13 protein-coding genes and 2 tRNA genes are annotated in these 17793 nt (G+C 60.0%); 8 read left to right on the top strand and 7 right to left on the bottom strand.

The features are described from left to right. Positions 1-154: 154 nt before the first annotated feature. The 5 genes from groL to ACTD9P_RS19065 form a co-directional block, all read right to left on the bottom strand. Complete coding sequence (groL, locus tag ACTD9P_RS19045) at positions 155-1801, bottom strand: chaperonin GroEL (RefSeq protein ID WP_056858678.1); 1647 nt, start codon at positions 1799-1801, stop codon at positions 155-157. A gap of 49 nt (positions 1802-1850) precedes the next feature. Beyond that, positions 1851-2147, bottom strand: a complete 297-nt coding sequence (locus ACTD9P_RS19050) for a co-chaperone GroES (RefSeq protein WP_017139748.1) — start codon at positions 2145-2147, stop codon at positions 1851-1853. A gap of 247 nt (positions 2148-2394) precedes the next feature. Next, on the bottom strand, positions 2395-2871 hold the full coding sequence (locus tag ACTD9P_RS19055) for an FxsA family protein (protein ID WP_016975517.1): 477 nt from the start codon (positions 2869-2871) through the stop codon (positions 2395-2397). 66 nt (positions 2872-2937) lie between these two features. Further along, positions 2938-3669: a HugZ family pyridoxamine 5'-phosphate oxidase gene (locus ACTD9P_RS19060; protein WP_438868919.1), complete on the bottom strand. Its 732-nt coding sequence runs from the start codon at positions 3667-3669 to the stop codon at positions 2938-2940. A gap of 125 nt (positions 3670-3794) precedes the next feature. Next, a complete protein-coding gene (locus ACTD9P_RS19065) occupies positions 3795-4802 on the bottom strand; it encodes a DUF481 domain-containing protein (RefSeq protein ID WP_438868920.1) in 1008 nt (335 codons plus the stop codon). Between the two features lie 148 nt (positions 4803-4950). Between ACTD9P_RS19065 and ACTD9P_RS19070 the strand changes: the two genes are divergently transcribed. The 4 genes from ACTD9P_RS19070 (at position 4951) to ACTD9P_RS19085 (ending at position 9819) form a co-directional block, all read left to right on the top strand. Beyond that, positions 4951-5313 (top strand): MGMT family protein, encoded by a 363-nt coding sequence (locus ACTD9P_RS19070; RefSeq protein WP_438868921.1) that lies wholly within the window; start codon positions 4951-4953, stop codon positions 5311-5313. 43 nt (positions 5314-5356) lie between these two features. After that, on the top strand, positions 5357-6889 hold the full coding sequence (locus ACTD9P_RS19075; RefSeq protein ID WP_200432818.1) for an AmpG family muropeptide MFS transporter: 1533 nt from the start codon (positions 5357-5359) through the stop codon (positions 6887-6889). A gap of 240 nt (positions 6890-7129) precedes the next feature. Beyond that, positions 7130-8845 (top strand): proline--tRNA ligase, encoded by a 1716-nt coding sequence (locus tag ACTD9P_RS19080; RefSeq protein WP_017139743.1) that lies wholly within the window; start codon positions 7130-7132, stop codon positions 8843-8845. 20 nt (positions 8846-8865) lie between these two features. Continuing rightward, the gene (locus tag ACTD9P_RS19085; protein ID WP_200432819.1) at positions 8866-9819 is read left to right on the top strand and encodes a hypothetical protein; all 954 of its coding nucleotides are present in this window, start codon (positions 8866-8868) and stop codon (positions 9817-9819) included. 128 nt (positions 9820-9947) lie between these two features. On the opposite strand, the gene dinB is transcribed toward ACTD9P_RS19085, so the two are convergent. Next, positions 9948-11006, bottom strand: coding sequence for a DNA polymerase IV (dinB, locus tag ACTD9P_RS19090; RefSeq protein WP_438868922.1), 1059 nt, complete (start codon positions 11004-11006; stop codon positions 9948-9950). A 280-nt stretch (positions 11007-11286) separates the two neighbouring features. On the opposite strand from dinB, the gene ACTD9P_RS19095 reads away from it, so the two are divergent. The 4 genes from ACTD9P_RS19095 to ACTD9P_RS19110 all read left to right on the top strand — a co-directional run bounded on the left by ACTD9P_RS19095 (position 11287) and on the right by ACTD9P_RS19110 (position 15855). Further along, positions 11287-11363: transfer RNA gene (locus ACTD9P_RS19095), tRNA-Met, on the top strand. Between the two features lie 207 nt (positions 11364-11570). Continuing rightward, positions 11571-11647 (top strand) — tRNA-Met (locus tag ACTD9P_RS19100). 279 nt (positions 11648-11926) lie between these two features. Beyond that, positions 11927-14569, top strand: a complete 2643-nt coding sequence (gene mprF, locus ACTD9P_RS19105) for a bifunctional lysylphosphatidylglycerol flippase/synthetase MprF (protein ID WP_438868923.1) — start codon at positions 11927-11929, stop codon at positions 14567-14569. Then, positions 14569-15855 carry a virulence factor family protein gene (locus ACTD9P_RS19110; protein WP_056858686.1) on the top strand — a complete coding sequence of 429 codons (1287 nt, stop codon included), beginning with the start codon at positions 14569-14571 and terminating at the stop codon, positions 15853-15855. Before mprF ends, ACTD9P_RS19110 begins: the two co-directional genes overlap by 1 nt. A 173-nt stretch (positions 15856-16028) precedes the next feature. On the opposite strand, the gene recJ is transcribed toward ACTD9P_RS19110, so the two are convergent. Beyond that, on the bottom strand, positions 16029-17738 hold the full coding sequence (gene recJ / locus ACTD9P_RS19115; RefSeq protein ID WP_438868924.1) for a single-stranded-DNA-specific exonuclease RecJ: 1710 nt from the start codon (positions 17736-17738) through the stop codon (positions 16029-16031). Positions 17739-17793: the final 55 nt, after the last annotated feature.

Raw genomic sequence — 17793 nt, forward strand, 5'->3', positions numbered from 1 at the left:
GCGCAGTGTCAGTCAATAAATCCACTGACTGATACACCGCATTCGCGAGCAAGCCCGCTCCCACATTGGATCTCATGCATTTTTTAATCCTGCACAAAAAAGCCCCGCCTGCATCACTGCAGGCGGGGCTTTTCAGTAGCCGGGTAAGGCTGGGTTACATCATGCCGCCCATGCCACCCATGCCGCCCATGTCTGGCATACCGCCACCGCCTGCGCCTTCAGCCTTTGGCTTGTCGGCGATTGCAGCTTCGGTAGTCAGGATCAGGCTACCGATCGAGGCTGCTGCTTGCAGCGCGGAACGAGTCACCTTGGTAGGATCCAGGATGCCCATTTCGATCATGTCGCCGTATTCGCCAGTCGCAGCGTTGTAACCGTAGTTACCTTTGCCGTTCTTGACTTCGTTGACCACAACGCTTGGCTCGTCGCCGGAGTTGGCAGCGATCTGACGCAGCGGTGCTTCAACGGCGCGACGCAGAACAGCGATACCGACGTTCTGGTCAGCGTTGTCGCCGGTCAGGTCAGCCAGGGCTTCCAGAGCGCGGATCAGCGCAACGCCACCGCCAGGTACCACGCCTTCTTCAACGGCTGCGCGGGTCGCGTGCAGGGCGTCTTCAACGCGGGCTTTCTTCTCTTTCATTTCAACTTCGGAACCGGCGCCAACCTTGATCACTGCAACGCCGCCAGACAGCTTGGCCAGACGCTCTTGCAGTTTTTCACGGTCGTAGTCGGACGAGGTTTCGGCAACCTGGGCACGGATCTGAGTGATGCGAGCCTGGATGTCCTGCTCGACGCCAGCACCGTCAACGATGATGGTGTTTTCTTTGGAGATGGTCACGCGCTTGGCACTACCCAGGTTTTCCAGGGTGGCGCTTTCCAGGCTCAGGCCGATCTCTTCGGAGATAACGGTACCGCCAGTCAGAACAGCGATGTCCTGCAGCATGGCCTTGCGACGATCGCCGAAGCCTGGCGCCTTGACGGCGGCGACTTTAACGATGCCACGCATGTTGTTCACAACCAGAGTCGCCAGGGCTTCGCCTTCAACGTCTTCGGAAACGATCAGCAGTGGGCGGCCGGCTTTGGCAACGGCTTCCAGCACTGGCAGCATTTCGCGGATGTTCGAGATTTTTTTGTCGACCAGCAGGATCAGCGGGCTGTCCAGCTCGGCAACCATGGTCTCAGGCTTGTTGACGAAGTACGGGGACAGGTAGCCACGGTCGAACTGCATGCCTTCTACAACCGACAGTTCGTTTTCCAGGCCAGTGCCTTCTTCAACGGTGATCACGCCTTCTTTACCGACTTTTTCCATGGCTTCGGCAATGATGTCGCCGATGGAGTTGTCGGAGTTGGCGGAGATGGTGCCTACCTGAGCGATAGCCTTGGTGTCGGCGCATGGCTTGGACAGCTTTTTCAGCTCAGCAACGATGGCGATGGTCGCCTTGTCGATGCCGCGCTTGAGGTCCATCGGGTTCATGCCGGCAGCGACGGCCTTGTAGCCTTCGTTGACGATGGCCTGAGCCAGTACGGTAGCGGTGGTGGTGCCATCGCCTGCGTCATCGTTGGCACGGGAGGCAACGTCTTTGACCAGCTGCGCGCCCATGTTTTCGAAACGGTCTTCCAGTTCGATTTCTTTGGCTACCGAAACGCCGTCCTTGGTGATAGTCGGAGCGCCGAAGCTCTTCTCGATAACCACGTTACGGCCTTTAGGGCCCAGGGTCGCTTTTACTGCGTCAGCCAGGATGTTGATACCGGTGAGCATTTTCTTGCGGGCGGAATCGCCGAATTTAACTTCTTTAGCAGCCATGATCGATATTCCTTAAATACTTTGTAGTAACGGGAAAATGAGCGGGGAATCAGTCTTCCAGAACGGCGAGAATCTCGTTCTCAGCCATGACCAGCAGGTCTTCGCCGTCGACTTTCACAGTGTTGCTGCCGGAGTAAGGGCCGAAAACAACTTTGTCACCCACTTTTACGGCCAGCTCACGTACTTGACCGTTTTCCAGCGTCTTGCCCGGGCCTGCAGCGAGAATCACACCGTGGTTGGCTTTTTCAGCAGCCGAACCTGGCAGAACGATACCGCCAGCGGTTTTCTTTTCTTCTTCGCTGCGACGGATTACGACGCGGTCGTGCAGAGGACGAAGCTTGCTCATTGTCGATCTCTCCTAATTGTGTTTTTCATCGGCCGGTATCAATACCGGCAAGTTGTATTCCGGCGGTGCCGGTCGCGCCTCGCCAAGCAAGACGCGGAAGTCTGTCTGGTGTCGCCACCAGAAACCTTGCGGTGACCGTTACATAAGGGCGCATAAGCTTATTACAAGAGGCCGCGACGGAAATTTTTTACGAATGCCGGGCGGCAAAAGCAGCACGGCACCCAAAGGCGCCGTGCAGGTCATGCGCTTATTTGCTGTCGCGGTGTTCGAACTCGCCTTCGATCACATCGCCTTCACGCCCCAACGGCTGGCGTGGGGCCGGGCCACCACGGGGTTGCAGGTCATCGGCAAACGCACGCTGGCGGATCGCCGCTTCTTCGGCACGCTGGCGCATCTTGCCGGCCAGCAGCTTGCGGGTGAACGGCAGCAGCATGACCAGGCCGACCACATCGCTGATAAAGCCCGGCAGGATCAACAGGCCACCGGCCAAGGCCATCATCAGACCTTCAAGCATGGTCTGTGCAGGCAGTTCGCCGCGGTTCAGGCTTTCACGCGCTCGCAGCGCCGTGGCCAGGCCGGCGACGCGCAGCACCAGAACGCCGAGCATCGAGCCGAGAATGATCAACAGCAGCGCCGGGAAAAACCCGATGGCACTGCTGACTTGAACGAATACGAACAGCTCCAACACCGGGAACAGCAGAAAGAGCAATAAAAAAGGGCGCATCAAATGGTTCCTCAACGCAAGAATGCCTTGCCAGTCCACCTTAGATGACGTCGCCGTTTCGTGAATTCAAGCGCTGACGGCTTCTTTTTTCGGCCAGACCTCGGCGTGAGCCAATGAAACCAGGGCTTCGCGCACTTGTGTCGGCGTGTTGCAAGGCTCGGCAAACGGCAGCCAATACAAGGACTGGCCGATACGCATGTGCATGCCTTCGCTGTCGATACCGGCCAATTGCGCAGGCTCGGTGGTCGGCAGGCCGGTCAGCTCTACGTAGTGGGCGATGGCCTTGGTGTGGTCGCTGTTCATGTGCTCGATCATGCTGCGCTCGGCTTTGCCCGCAAACGGGTTCGCCAGGGTGAGCTGGTCGACCCAGTGAATCGCGCCAAAGCCGCCGATGTAGCGGTGACGTACCGGCTTGAGCACCCAAAAATCGAAATCGTGGGCTTTGTGGTAGTTGGCCGAGTCCGGGAAGTAGCGGTAATAGCGTTCGGCGGCGGCTTCAATCGCAGCCTCATCCTCAAGCTTTTCGGCTTCGGCCAGATAGGTCAGGCGCCCTACCGCTTGCACGTCATCGGCTTCGCGTTCACCCACCAGCAGCGAGCACTTGGGGTCTTTCTGCAGGTTATGGGTGTGCTGGGCGATACGGCTGATCAGGATAATCGGCTGGCCCTGCGCGTCGAGGCAGTACGGCACCACTGAGCCAAAGGGAAAACCCGGCATGGCTTTGGACAATGTGGAGAGCGCTCCACGGTATTCCTTGAGCAACAGCTCTCGGGCGTTCTTGGCAACCTGCGTGCTCACGGTATGACTCCTCGGGTGTTCAGCCGCCCACAGCCTATGGCGTCTATGGGAATGAATCTCAACACAAGGTAATCAATATCCGCGCAGGTTGCCAGAGTGCCCGATGCAGGATTTACCAGACCATATTACCAAGCCACGCCGAAGCCTGCGGTGTAGCGGGTCTTGTTCAAGCTGCTTTGCGATTCGCCATTAATGAGGTCGCGCTCGGCCTTGAGGTTGAGCGACGCCCACTCGGTAACTTTGTAGCGCAGGCCCATTTCCGCATCCAGGGAGTAATCGGACGGCCCGGCCAGCGGCTTGCCCAATTCACCGTTGGTGAAGAACTCCACGGTCTTGCCTACCAGATAGCGGTTGTAGCTCCACTTCATGGCCAGGGAATAGAAGTTGGTCTTGCGGTCGTCGGAATATTGGTAATCGGTGCGGTTGACCAGCGAACCGAGGGAGAACGCGCCCAGTTCGTCGTCCCAGAACTGGTAGCCAGGGCCTGTACCGACAGTGCGCTGGCGGGACAGGTCTTCAACCTTGTCACGCTTGTAGGTCAGGCGCCCCTGCCAGAACCAGTGCTCGGTGATGAAGCGGTCCAGGTCATATTCCAGCGCCCAGTTGTCGGTGGTGGTCACGTCATCCTGGAACTCGCGGTTGTATTCGCCCTGGGCGGTATGCCGCCATTGGCCGTGACGCGCGGTGGTCTTGAAGTCGATGTCATAGTCGTTGGTGTCTTTGTCGGCGCGTTTGTAGTCCAGCGCCAGGTCGACATTGCCCTTCCACACCAGGTCTTCGATCACAGGCTTGGGCTTGATGATCTGCTGGATGCTGGCCAAGTCCACGGTTTTCGGCGCTTCGCCGTTGGCCAGGGTGACCTTGCCATCCTCCGCCGCTTTCAGGGATTTGGCCTTTTCACCGGTGTAAGCGTCCTGCTTTACCAGCAGTTCCTGGTCGCTTTCCAGGGTCTTGACCTGTTTCCAGTCCACCGGGATGGCCCCTGCGTAGCTGGTCTGAATCAGCAATTTGCCACCGTCGAAGACTTTGATCTTGCCGGTCAGGCGGTCACCGTTCTTCAACCAGACGGTGTCGGCGAGCAGGGGCGTGGAGGCGCTGAAAACAGCGAGACAGAGCAGGGTTCTGGACAACATAAGCGAATTCGAGGCTCGAAATTGGCGAAAAAGGGGCGTTATCGTGTTAGATAGCTTGGACTGACTCAAGGATTTATATTGAGTTCAATTCTCAACGGAATGATTACAGACGTTTCTTACAAAAACACCTCTTTATAAAGACACGGCGATGCCCACACCCCACTCACCCGAAGACGCCCCCCAAAGCCCCGCAGAAATGCGCCGCACGGCCTTGTACCTTACATTGGCGCAAGTGCCCGAAGGCTGCGTGGTGAGTTACGGCGAGTTGGCGCACCTGGCCGGGCTGGGCCGCGCCGCTCGCTGGGTCGGGCGTACATTGAGCCAGCTTCCCGCGGACACCCGCCTGCCCTGGCACCGAGTGTTGGCTGCCGGTGGTCGGATAAGTCTGCCGGTGGGCAGTGCTTCAGGCGACGAACAACGTGCGCGTTTGCGCAGTGAAGGCGTCAGTATCATGAATAATCGCGTTGATATTCAGCGTCATGGCTGGCGCCCGGTAGAGCACAGCGGTTAGAGTGCGCGCTTTGTTTCCGCAAATCTGAGGCAGACTCCAGCCCATGCCCCGTAAAACCTGGCGCGCCGCGCTCGCCGCCTATGCCAGCCCTTCGACGTTAGTCCTGTTGTTGCTCGGCTTCGCCGCCGGCTTGCCTTACATGTTGGTGTTTTCGACGCTTTCTGTGTGGTTGCGCGAGGCCGGTGTGGCCCGCGAGACCATCGGTTATGCGAGCCTGATCGGCCTGGCCTACGCATTCAAATGGGTCTGGTCACCGCTGCTCGACCAATGGCGCCTGCCGCTGCTCGGTAAACTGGGACGACGTCGCTCCTGGCTGGTACTTGCCCAGACGCTGGTGATCCTCGGGTTGATCGGCATGGGCTTTTGCGACCCGCAAAAGCACTTGTCCTGGCTGATCGCCATTGCCGTCATCGTCGCCTTCGCCTCGGCCACCCAAGACATCGCAGTAGACGCCTATCGCCTGGAAATCGCCGACGACAGCCGCCAGGCTGCGCTGGCTGCCAGCTACATGTCCGGCTACCGCATCGCCGCCCTGCTGGCCACCGCCGGCGCGCTGTTCTTTGCCGAAGGTTTCGGCTCCACCGGCTTCAACTATAAGCACTCGGCCTGGACCGGCACTTACGTGCTGTTCGGCGTGCTGATGATCCCGGCGCTGCTGACCACCTTCTTCATGCGTGAACCCGATGTGCCACTGCGCACCCAATTGCAGGCTGGGCGCTACAGCTTTGCGCATCAGCTTGTCTCCGTATTTGTGTTGATCGTGCTGCTGGTGTCGGTCCCGGCGATGTTCACCCAGCTGTACAACACCGATTTCGCCAGCGTGCTGTTCCACGGCGTGAGCCTGTGGGAGCTGTTGATGGAAGACCGCGCGTTCCTGCGCGCCATCCTGTACATCATCCTCACCACCCTGTGCCTCTCGGCAATGGGCCGACGTGGCCTGGCGCCGGTGCTCACGCCGGTCAACGACTTTATCCTGCGTTACCGCTGGCAGGCGTTGCTGCTGCTCGGGCTGATTGCGACTTATCGCATGTCCGACACAGTAATGGGCGTGATGGCCAACGTGTTCTACATCGACCAAGGCTTTACCAAGGACCAGATCGCCGGGGTCAGCAAGATCTTCGGCCTGATCATGACCCTGCTCGGCGCCGGCATGGGCGGCCTGTTGATCGTGCGCTTCGGCATCCTGCCGATCCTGTTTATCGGCGGCATTGCCTCGGCGGCCACCAACCTGCTGTTCGTGATGCTCGCCGACATGGGCCCCGACCTGCAGATGCTGATCTTCACCATCTCCCTGGATAACTTCAGCTCGGGCCTGGCCACTTCGGCGTTTGTCGCCTACCTGTCAAGCCTGACCAACCTCAAGTTCTCTGCCACCCAATACGCGCTGCTCAGCTCGATCATGCTGTTGTTGCCGCGCCTGATTGGTGGCTACTCGGGCGTGATGGTGGAGAAGTTCGGCTATCACAACTTCTTCATCATCACCTGCCTGCTGGGTGTGCCGACGCTGTTTCTGATTGCGCTGCACTGGTTTCAGGAAAGCCGACGGGCACGCTTGAATCCTCCCACAGAAGACTGACACCCCTCGGTCAATGTAGGAGCTGGCTTGTTGTGGCGAGCAAGCTTGCTTGCGCTGGGGTGCGAAGCGCCCCCAAAAAGCCAGTGACTCCACAGCAAGCGCCCTCGCCACAACAAGCCAGCTCCCACACCCGCTCAACTCCAACACAAACACCGCCACGACCTCACGCCTGTACTCCAGCGACAACCGCCCGTACAATCCCAAGTCATTTCAAGTCCAAGCAACCGACAACGGCCTACCATGCGTACCAGTCAATATTTGCTCGCCACACAGAAAGAAACGCCTTCCGACGCGGTTGTGATCAGCCATCAGCTGATGCTGCGCGCCGGTATGATCCGCAAACTGGCCTCCGGCCTGTACACCTGGCTGCCCATGGGCTTGAAGGTGATGCGCAAGGTCGAAGCCATCGTTCGCGAAGAAATGAACGCCGCCGGCTCTCTGGAAGTGTTGATGCCGAGCACCCAACCGGCTGAGCTGTGGCAGGAATCCGGGCGCTGGGAAGAGTACGGCCCTGAGTTGCTGCGCTTCAAGGACCGTCATGGCCGCGACTTTTGCGCTGGCCCGACCCATGAAGAAGTGATCACCGACCTGATGCGCAACGAGCTGAGCAGCTATAAGCAGTTGCCGCTGAACCTGTATCAGATCCAGACCAAGTTCCGTGACGAAATCCGCCCACGCTTCGGCTTGATGCGCGGCCGCGAATTCATCATGAAGGACGCGTATTCGTTCCACGCAGACCAGGCGTCCTTGCAGGCCACTTATGACCGCATGCACACCGCCTACTGCAACGTGTTCACGCGCCTGGGCCTGAAATTCCGCCCGGTTGAAGCGGACAACGGCTCCATCGGCGGCGCCGGCTCCCACGAGTTCCACGTGCTGGCCGAGTCCGGCGAAGACGATATCGTGTTCAGCAACGGCTCCGACTACGCGGCGAATATCGAAAAAGCCGAAGCCGTGCCACGGGAAACGTCCCGCGCCGCACCGGCTGAAGAACTGCGCCTGGTGGACACGCCAGAGACCAAGACCATCGCGGCCCTGGTGGAAAAATTCAATCTGCCGATTGAAAAAACCATCAAGACCCTGATCGTGCGCGCCGAAGAAGAAGGCAAGCTGATCGCCCTGGTGATCCGTGGCGACCACGAACTCAACGAAATCAAGGCTGCCCAGCAGCCAGGCGTGGCCAGCCCGCTGGTCATGGCCACCGATGCCGAACTGCGCGACGCCATTGGCGCCGGTGCCGGTTCGCTCGGCCCGCTGAACCTGCCGCTGCCGATCATCATCGACCGTTCGGTCGAGCTGATGAGCGACTTCGGTATCGGCGCCAACATCGACGACAAGCACTACTTCGGCGTGAACTGGGAGCGTGATCTGCCGGTTCCGACCGTGGCCGACCTGCGTAACGTGGTGGCCGGTGACCCAAGCCCGGACGGCAAAGGTACCCTGGAAATCAAGCGCGGCATCGAAGTCGGGCACATCTTCCAGCTGGGCAACAAGTACAGCAAGGCGATGAAGTGCGAAGTGCTGGGCGAAAACGGCAAGCCGATCACCCTGGACATGGGCTGCTACGGCATTGGCGTATCGCGCGTGGTTGCGGCTGCCATCGAGCAGAACAACGACGAGAAAGGCATCATCTGGAGCGACGCCCTGGCACCGTTCCAAATTGCCCTGGTACCGCTGCGCTATGACAACGAGCAAGTACGCGAAGCCACCGACAAACTGTATGCCGAACTGACGGCTGCCGGTTTTGAAGTGCTGCTCGATGACCGGGACAAGAAAACGAGTCCTGGCATCAAGTTCGCCGACATGGAACTGATTGGCATCCCGCACCGTATCGTGGTCAGTGACCGCGGCCTGGCCGATGGCAATCTGGAATACAAGAGCCGGACCGAAGCCGAAGCCCAACCGTTGCCGGTGGCTGACGTGCTGTCTTTCCTTCAGGCGCGTATTCGTCGCTGAAAACCAGATCAAGAGAAGTCATGTTCAAGCGAAACACCAGAGCCCTGGGGGGCGCCGCCTTGTGCGGCGCCCTGCTGGTCAGCGGCTGCGCCAATCAAATGTCGCAACGCAGTGAGCACGAGGAGCGGGTCGAGCGAAAGTTGCTCGATCACAGCCTGCAAATCGATGTAGGCGAACCCAAAGTGCTGGAACTGCCGCAACGCCGGGTTCGCATTCACGAGCAGAAGACCTTTGAGGTCACCGAGTTCGAAGTCACCCGCCGTTACGATCGCTACACTCCCTACCAACCCTGGCGCAAACTCTATGAGATGCCCTTGGGTGCCGTTGCACTGGTAGCGGGTGCGGGCGCCAACGTGGTGAATGTCTTCGCCCTCGGCAACCTGCCCACCAGCATGACGCGCGACTGGTTGAGCTACGGCGTGGACGGCATCAACCCGTTCATGAACGTGCAATCCCACGGCCGTGCGCAACAGAACCTGGCCGGTATCGATGAAGTCCAGCGCGACAAGCGCACGGAGTATTCGAGCCTGCCCTGGAGCGAACGCCCGGTGCAGGTCACCGCCGGCAAGCAGACCCATGAGCTGACCACTGACCGCGACGGCGTACTGCGCCTTAACCTGTTGGACAGCCCGTTTGCCGAGCAGGACCTGAACCGCGTCAGCACCTTGAAGATCAGCGTTGAAGATGGCCAGGACGATGTGCATTCCGACTCGACCCTGGCGGTCAGCAACACCCTGCGCGGCAAGTTGCTCGAAGCCCATGGCCTGATCTACGACGACCTGGAAGATGACGAAGTGAGCCAATGGGTTCACCGGGTCAAACGCCTGTCGGAGCTGGGCCTGGAGGAAGAGGCCAGTGAGCTGGAACAAAGCCTGATCGAATTGACGCGCAATGATCCGGAGTTGCAGCAGGAGTTTCTGCAGGCACTGACCAAGGATGCGGGACGGCTTGTCGCAGATCCTGGCGCACGCTGAGATCCTGACAACGCTATAGATCTAAATGTGGGAGCGGGCTTGCTCGCGAAGGCGGTGTATCAGTGATGAATGTATCGACTGACACTGCGCATTCGCGAGCAAGCCCGCTCCCACATTTTTTCCGGTTTCTACCAGGAGAGCTCGAGCTGTTCATTGCCATTGCTCAAGTCCAGCAACCGCACGCCAATCCCCAACAACCGCACCGGCTTCCCGCCCCGGTTAAACGCCTGGGTCATCAGCTGTTGATAACTCTCCAGATCCCGCCCTGCCCCGGCCTGCTCCAGTGTTGTCTGGGTAAAGTCATGAAACTTCACCTTAACGAACGGCTTGCCCGCGCGATAACTGCTGTCGATACGCGCCATGCGCCCCGCCAGCGTCTCCATCAGCTCAGGCAGTTTCGCCAGGCAGCTTGAAAGATCCGGCAGGTCCACGTCGTAGGTATTTTCCACACTGATGGATTGTCGACGGCTGTCGTTCTGCACCACACGCTCATCAATCCCACGGGCGAGGCCCCAAAGCCGCTCGCCAAAACTGCCGAATTCACGCACCAGCGCCAGCTTGTTCCACTCGCGCAGTTGCAGGCAGTCTTCGATGCCCAGGCGCGCCAGCTTATCGGCGGTGACCTTGCCGACACCGTGCAGCTTTTTCACCGGCAACTGCGACACAAAGTCTTCGACCTGATCCGGGGTGATCACAAACAAGCCGTTGGGCTTTTTCCAGTCGCTGGCGATCTTGGCCAGAAACTTGTTCGGCGCCACGCCGGCCGACACGGTGATGTGCAACTGGTTAGAGACGCGCCGCCGTATGTCCTGGGCGATACGCGTGGCACTGCCGCCAAAATGCGGACTGTCGGACACATCCAAATAGGCTTCGTCCAGCGACAACGGCTCGATCAGGTCGGTGTAGTCGCGAAAGATCGTCTGGATTTCCTTCGAGGCTTCTTTATAGGCATCCATGCGCGGCTTGACGATGGTCAGGTCCGGGCACAGCTTCAAGGCGTGACGCGAGGACATGGCCGACCGCACGCCATAGGCCCGCGCCTCATAGTTGCAGGTGGCAATCACCCCGCGCCTGTCTGCCGAGCCGCCGACCGCCAGGGGCTTTTGCGCCAGACTCGGGTCGTCACGCATCTCGATGGCGGCGTAGAAGCAATCACAGTCGACGTGGATGATTTTGCGCTGCGTCATATAAACAGAGGGTGTAATTCAACGGGCGGCCAGTATCGCACTCACTCCTGTATATAGCACCAGTAGTTTGAATGTGCCGTTTGAGCGGTAGGAAATTTCCAAGGTGAATTTATTTTCTCAATCGAAATCCACCCGCCGATAGAGCTGAAACCCTCGGCCAGACTGGCCCCGAGGCCGTTTCATCCCCACCTCGGAGAGCTAACCGATTGAACCACAAGCGCTTTTCTTCAATTCACAGGTTGACACACCTGCGTTCCTCTGTAGAATGCCGACACACAGACGCGGGATGGAGCAGTCTGGTAGCTCGTCGGGCTCATAACCCGAAGGTCGTCGGTTCAAATCCGGCTCCCGCAACCAAACATCAAAAAAGGCTACTCGAAAGAGTGGCCTTTTTTGTGCGTGCTTGTTTTAGCCCTGTACGAAAATTGTAAGACAGAAAAAGCCTTGCCCACCGTGCACTTACCGCACAAGCTAGGCGCAGACCGACTAATTTCCACTTATTTGACCCATCAGCCTATTAACGGTTGACACCTCGCCGCTGGGCTGTAGAATGCCGCCCACAGACGCGGGATGGAGCAGTCTGGTAGCTCGTCGGGCTCATAACCCGAAGGTCGTCGGTTCAAATCCGGCTCCCGCAACCAAACATCAAAAAAGGCTACTCGAAAGAGTGGCCTTTTTTGTATCCGGTGAAAAAGCTCTTCTGAAACAATGGCATGGCATCTTTCATGAAACCGTATTCGGTTTGCAGAGTCCATGTCATTGCAAGCTATGCTCAGTACTCACGCACGACCCTCTACGACCAATGGCCGCTGTCGCCGCACCCGGCGATAAGCGTTAATATTTGTAATTATTTTGTCCATAGGGATTGGTAACTTGGCTGGATACCTCCATCCTGTCGCGCACAATCCACGAGGTGATTGATGCGCGCCAACTCGTCTGAACCACAAGACACCGTCACAGCGGAACAACCGATCACTCCCACCCGTTTGCGTTGGCTGGATCTGTTGAGCAAATACCGTCAACCCATTGGGCTGGCCGTCACCCTGTTGCTGTTCGCTATCGCCCTGATTGCCTGCCGACACCTGCTGCTGGAACTGGACCTTTACGCGCTCCACGACTCGATCCTGGACGTGCCCAAGCCGGCCTTGCTCGGCGCATTTGCCGCTGCGGTCGCAGGTTTCATCATTCTATTGGGCTATGAATTCTCCGGCGCGCGTTATGCCGGCGTGAAGCTGCCCGCCAAGACCCTGGCCATGGGCGGCTTCACCGCCTTTGCCATCGGCAATGCCATTGGCCTGTCGATGCTCTCGGGTGGCTCGGTGCGCTACCGTTTATATGCACGCCACGGCATCGGCGCCTCGGAAGTGGCGCACATGACCGTGTTTGCCAGCTTGGCCCTGGGCACCGCCCTGCCGCCGCTGGCGGCATTGGCCACCTTGAGCAACTTGCCGGCGGCCTCGACCTACTTGCACTTGTCCCAAGGGCTGCTCGGTGGGATTGCCGGCGCGGTGCTGCTGCTGTCGGTTGCGCTGTGCATCGGCATTTATCGCCGCCGCCTGCCGGAACAACCGTACCCGGACAATCTGCTGGTCAAGGCCGGGCGGCGCACGCTGCGCTTGCCCGGCCGCCGCCTGACCTTCCTGCAACTGATCATTACCGCACTGGATGTGGCCGCTGCCGCCACCGTCCTTTATATGCTGCTGCCGGAAGCGCCGCCGTTCGGCCCGTTCCTGCTGGTGTACCTGCTGGCCCTGGCTGCCGGTGTACTCAGCCATGTACCGGGCGGCGTGGGCGTGTTCGAAGCGATTCTGCTGGCCGCGTTTGCCGACAAACTCGGCGCCGCGCCATTGGCCGCCGCCCTGCTGTTGTACCGGATGATCTACGTGGTGCTGCCGCTGCTGATCGCCTGTATCTTTCTGCTGGTCAACGAGGCCCAGCGCCTGTTCCAGACCCAGCAAAGCCTGCGGGTTGCCTCAGGCCTGGCGGCGCCGGTGCTGGCCGTACTGGTTTTTTTGTCCGGCGTGGTCCTGCTGTTTTCCGGCGCCACGCCGGAAATCGATTCACGCCTGGAAAACATCGGGTTCCTGATTCCCCACCGCCTGATTGATGCCTCGCACTTCGGTGCCAGCCTGATCGGCGTGTTGTGCCTGCTGCTCGCCCAAGGCCTGCGTCGACGTTTGTCGGCGGCCTGGATGCTGACCATGGTGCTGCTGCTGACCGGCGCCCTGCTCTCGCTGCTAAAAGGCTTCGACTGGGAAGAAGCCAGCCTGATGATCATGACGGCGGTGCTGCTGGCGATCTTCCGTCGCTCGTTTTACCGCGCCAGCCGCCTGACTGAACTGCCGTTCTCGCCGCTGTACCTGGTGGCCAGCGTCTGCGTGCTGGGCGCCTCGATCTGGCTGCTGCTGTTTGCCTATCAAGACGTGCCGTACAGCCATCAGCTGTGGTGGCAGTTCACCCTGGACGCCAACGCCCCGCGCGGCCTGCGCTCGTTGCTGGGTGCGGCGGTGCTGCTGGTGATCGTGTCACTGACCTGGCTGTTGCGCACCGCCCGCCCGGTCATTCACTTGCCGACACCGGATGAGCTGGAGCGTGCCACCAAGATCCTGATGGCCTCCTCGCAACCCGACGGCGGCCTGGCGCTGACCGGCGACAAGGCGTTGCTGTTCCACCCCAACGATGAAGCCTTCCTGATGTACGCCCGTCGCGGGCGCAGCCTGGTGGCCCTGTACGACCCGATCGGCCCGACTCAGCCCCGCGCGGAGATGATCTGGCAGTTCCGCGACCTGTGCGATATCCATCACGCGCGCCCAGTCTTCTATCAAGTACGCGCCGAGAACCTGCCGTACTACATGGACATTGGCCTCACCGCGATCAAGCTGGGCGAAGAAGCCCGCGTCGACCTCAAACGCTTTGACCTGGAAGCCAAGGGCAAAGAGATGAAGGACCTGCGCTACACCTGGAACCGTGGCACCCGGGACGGCCTGTCCCTGGAGATCTGCGACCCGGGCCAGGCGCCGATGGATGAGCTTAAAGTCATCTCCGATGCCTGGCTGACCGGCAAGAACGTGCGGGAAAAGGGCTTCTCGCTCGGACGTTTCAGCGACGACTACCTCAAGCACTTTCGCATCGCGATCATTCGCTTCGAAGGGCGCCCGGTAGCCTTCGCCAACCTGCTCGAGACCTACAACCATGACCTGGCCAGTCTCGACCTGATGCGTGCGCACCCGGACGCGCCGAAGCTGACCATGGAGTTCATGATGGTTGGCCTGATTCAACATTATAAGAACCATGATTACGCCCGCTTCAGCCTCGGCATGGTGCCGTTGTCGGGCCTGCAACCGCGCCGTGGTGCGCCGCTGACCCAACGCCTGGGCTCGATGGTGTTCCGCCGTGGCGAGCAGTTGTATAACTTCCAAGGTTTGCGCCGCTTCAAAGACAAGTTCCAGCCTGACTGGGAACCCCGTTATATGGCCGTGCCCGCAGGACTTGATCCGCTGGTGGCACTGGCCGATACCGCCGCCCTGATTGCGGGCGGCTTGACTGGATTGGTGAAACGCTGATGATTCGACGCTCCTGGCGGTATGTATTGGCCTTAGTAGTGCTACTCGCGCTGATCGCGGCGGGTGGCTTTTGGTACTGGAACCGCCCTGCCCCGCAACCGACCCTGGAACAACTGCCCCAGGCCGACGGTTCGGTGATGACCCGTGTGACCCCTAATGGCTCGGCCAAGGCCCGCGTGGCCGTGGCTGTAATGGCCGACGAAACCTTGAGCGACAGCCAGCTGATTGCCCTGAGCCAGGGCGGCTCTGCGCAGATCGTGCAAGTGATCCTGCCAAAAGATGACTGCAAGCTGCAGGAACAAGCCCTGCAAAGCGCCCTGGCCCAACTTAAAGGCCCGGCGACGCTGGTCAGCGGCATCGGCCCTGGCGCCGCGCTCGCCTGGCGCTGGCTGGCCACACAGAACGACGACAAGGCCAACGCCATCTCCGTCGGCTTCGCCCTGGTGCAGGAAGGTTGCAAGGACCCACTGCCAAAGACCTCCGCCCATGGCAACTGGCTGGTGGCGTGGAACGATAACCCTGACGATGAAAGCGCCAGTTTCGTACGCGATACACCGCGCGCGACTACCAGCATCAGCGACTACGACATTCACTACCCGCAAGTGCTGAACAACGAACTGCGCAAGCAATTGGTCGGTTCGGATAACGGCGGCCTGGCGATTCCCGTGGTCGAAGTACCGGCTGGCCAAGCCAAGGACACCGTCACCCTGTTCCTCTCCGGTGACGGCGGCTGGCGTGACCTGGACCGCGATGTGGCCGGTGAAATGGCCAAGATCGGCTACCCGGTGGTCGGCATCGACACCCTGCGCTACTACTGGCAGCACAAGACCCCGGAACAAAGCGCCAAAGACCTCACTGAGCTGATGCAGCACTACCGCCAGAAGTGGGGCACCAAGCGCTTTGTACTGACCGGCTATTCGTTCGGTGCCGACGTGCTGCCAGCGATCTACAACCGCATGCCGGAAAGCGAACAGCAGCGTGTCGACGCGATTATCCTGCTCGCATTCGCACGCACCGGCAGCTTTGAAATCGAAGTGGAAGGCTGGCTGGGCAATGCCGGCAAAGAAGCCGCCACCGGCCCGGAAATGGCCAAGCTGCCGGCGGACAAAGTGGTGTGCATCTACGGCGCTGAAGAGGTCAACGAGAGCGGCTGCACCGACACCACGGCTGTGGGCGAGGCGGTGAAGCTGCCAGGCGGGCATCACTTTGATGAAAACTACCCGGCGCTGGCTCAGCGCTTGGTGGATATCATTGTGAAACACCAGGCTAAAGATAAAGCTGAGTAATCCTGGGCATACGCAGAACCCAATGTGTGCGGGCTTGTTGTGGCGAGCAAGCTTGCTTGCGCTGGGGTGCGAAGCGCCCCCAAAATTTTGGGAGTGCTACGCACTCCAGCGGGAGCAAGCTCCCTCGCCCCAACAAGCCAGCTCCCACAGTTGTTTTGTGGTGTGGCTCAGATTCAGCGCGGTTCGATATGCGCAATCATCAACTGCACAGTCTCATTGCCACGAAACTCGTTCACATCCAGCTTGTAGGCCAACTCCACCCAACGCACTGTCGGGTTCGGCCACACCTCACGGTCCACACCAAACGCAATGCCATCGAGCTTCACTGACCCGCATTCGCTCTTGAGCACCACTTTAAGGTGCCGCTCGCCAACCACACGCTGTTCCACCAACTGAAACACCCCGTGAAACAACGGCTCGGGAAAGTGCTGGCCCCACGGCCCGGCATGTCGCAGGGCACGTGCCAGTTCCAGGTGAAACTCTTCCACCGCCAACGTGCCGTCGGTCAGCAAGCGACCAGTGAGGTCTGCCTCACGCAGTTGCCGGCGCACTTCGGCATCAAAGGCTTCTGCAAACAGTGGGAAGTTTTCCTCGCGCAAGGTCAGGCCGGCCGCCATGGCGTGGCCGCCGTACTTGGCGATGAGGTTGGGATGCTGGCTGGCGACCACCGCCAGGGCATCACGGATATGAAAACCCTGCACAGAGCGCCCTGAGCCCTTGAGCAGGCCATCACCGGCATCGGCGAAGGCGATGGTCGGGCGGAAATACCGCTCTTTCATACGCGAGGCCAGAATACCGATCACACCCTGGTGCCATTCCGGGTCGAACAGGCACAAGCCGTAGGGCATAGACTCCACCGGCAAGTCCTTGAGCTGGGCCAGGGCCTCGCGCTGCATGCCTTGTTCGATGGATTTGCGGTCCTGGTTCATGCCGTCCAGTTGCGCGGCCATTTCCCGTGCCGCCGCCACGTCGCTGGTGAGCAGGCATTCGATACCCAGGCTCATATCATCCAGGCGCCCCGCCGCATTGAGGCGTGGCCCGAGGATAAAACCAAGGTCGGTGGAGGTGATACGCGCCGCATCGCGCTTGGCCACTTCGAGAATCGCCTTGATCCCCGGCCGCGCACGCCCGGCACGAATACGCTCCAGGCCTTGGTGCACCAGGATACGGTTGTTGGCATCCAGCGGCACCACGTCAGCGACGCTGCCCAAGGCGACTAGATCGAGCAGCTCGCCGATGTTCGGCTGGGGCTTGTTGTCGTACCAGCCCAGGCTGCGCAACCGCGCGCGCAGGGCCATCAGCACGTAGAAGATCACACCGACGCCGGCCAACGCCTTGCTCGGAAACTCGCAGCCAGGCTGGTTCGGGTTGACGATGGCATCCGCCGCCGGCAATTCATCGCCCGGCAAGTGGTGGTCGGTGACCAATACCTGCAACCCGGCGGCTTTCGCCGCCGCCACGCCTTCAACGCTGGAGATGCCGTTATCCACGGTGATCAGCAGCTGCGGCTCGCGTTGCAGCGCCACAGCGACGATTTCCGGGGTAAGCCCGTAGCCGTATTCGAAACGGTTGGGCACCAGGTAATCGACATGCGCCGCGCCGAGCAAACGCAGGCCCAACGTGCCCACGGTACTGGCCGTGGCGCCATCGGCGTCGAAGTCACCGACGATAAGAATACGCTGGCGCTGCTCCAGGGCCGTCACCAGCAGGTCTACCGCCGCGTCGATGCCCTTGAGTTGCTGGTAGGGAATCAACCGCGCCAGGCTCTTGTCCAGTTCAGCCTCCGACTGCACCCCGCGCGCGGCGTAGAGACGGGTCAACAGCGGTGGCAATTCACCGAGAAACGGCAGGACGGCGGGCAACGGGCGGGGATCGATACGCATGGGACGAAGGGGAATTCTCTGTAGTGGATATTAGTAATGAGCGGCAAGCTTCAAG

The sequence above is a fragment of the Pseudomonas onubensis genome (assembly GCF_965653655.1).
In the GTDB taxonomy this organism is placed as follows: domain Bacteria; phylum Pseudomonadota; class Gammaproteobacteria; order Pseudomonadales; family Pseudomonadaceae; genus Aquipseudomonas.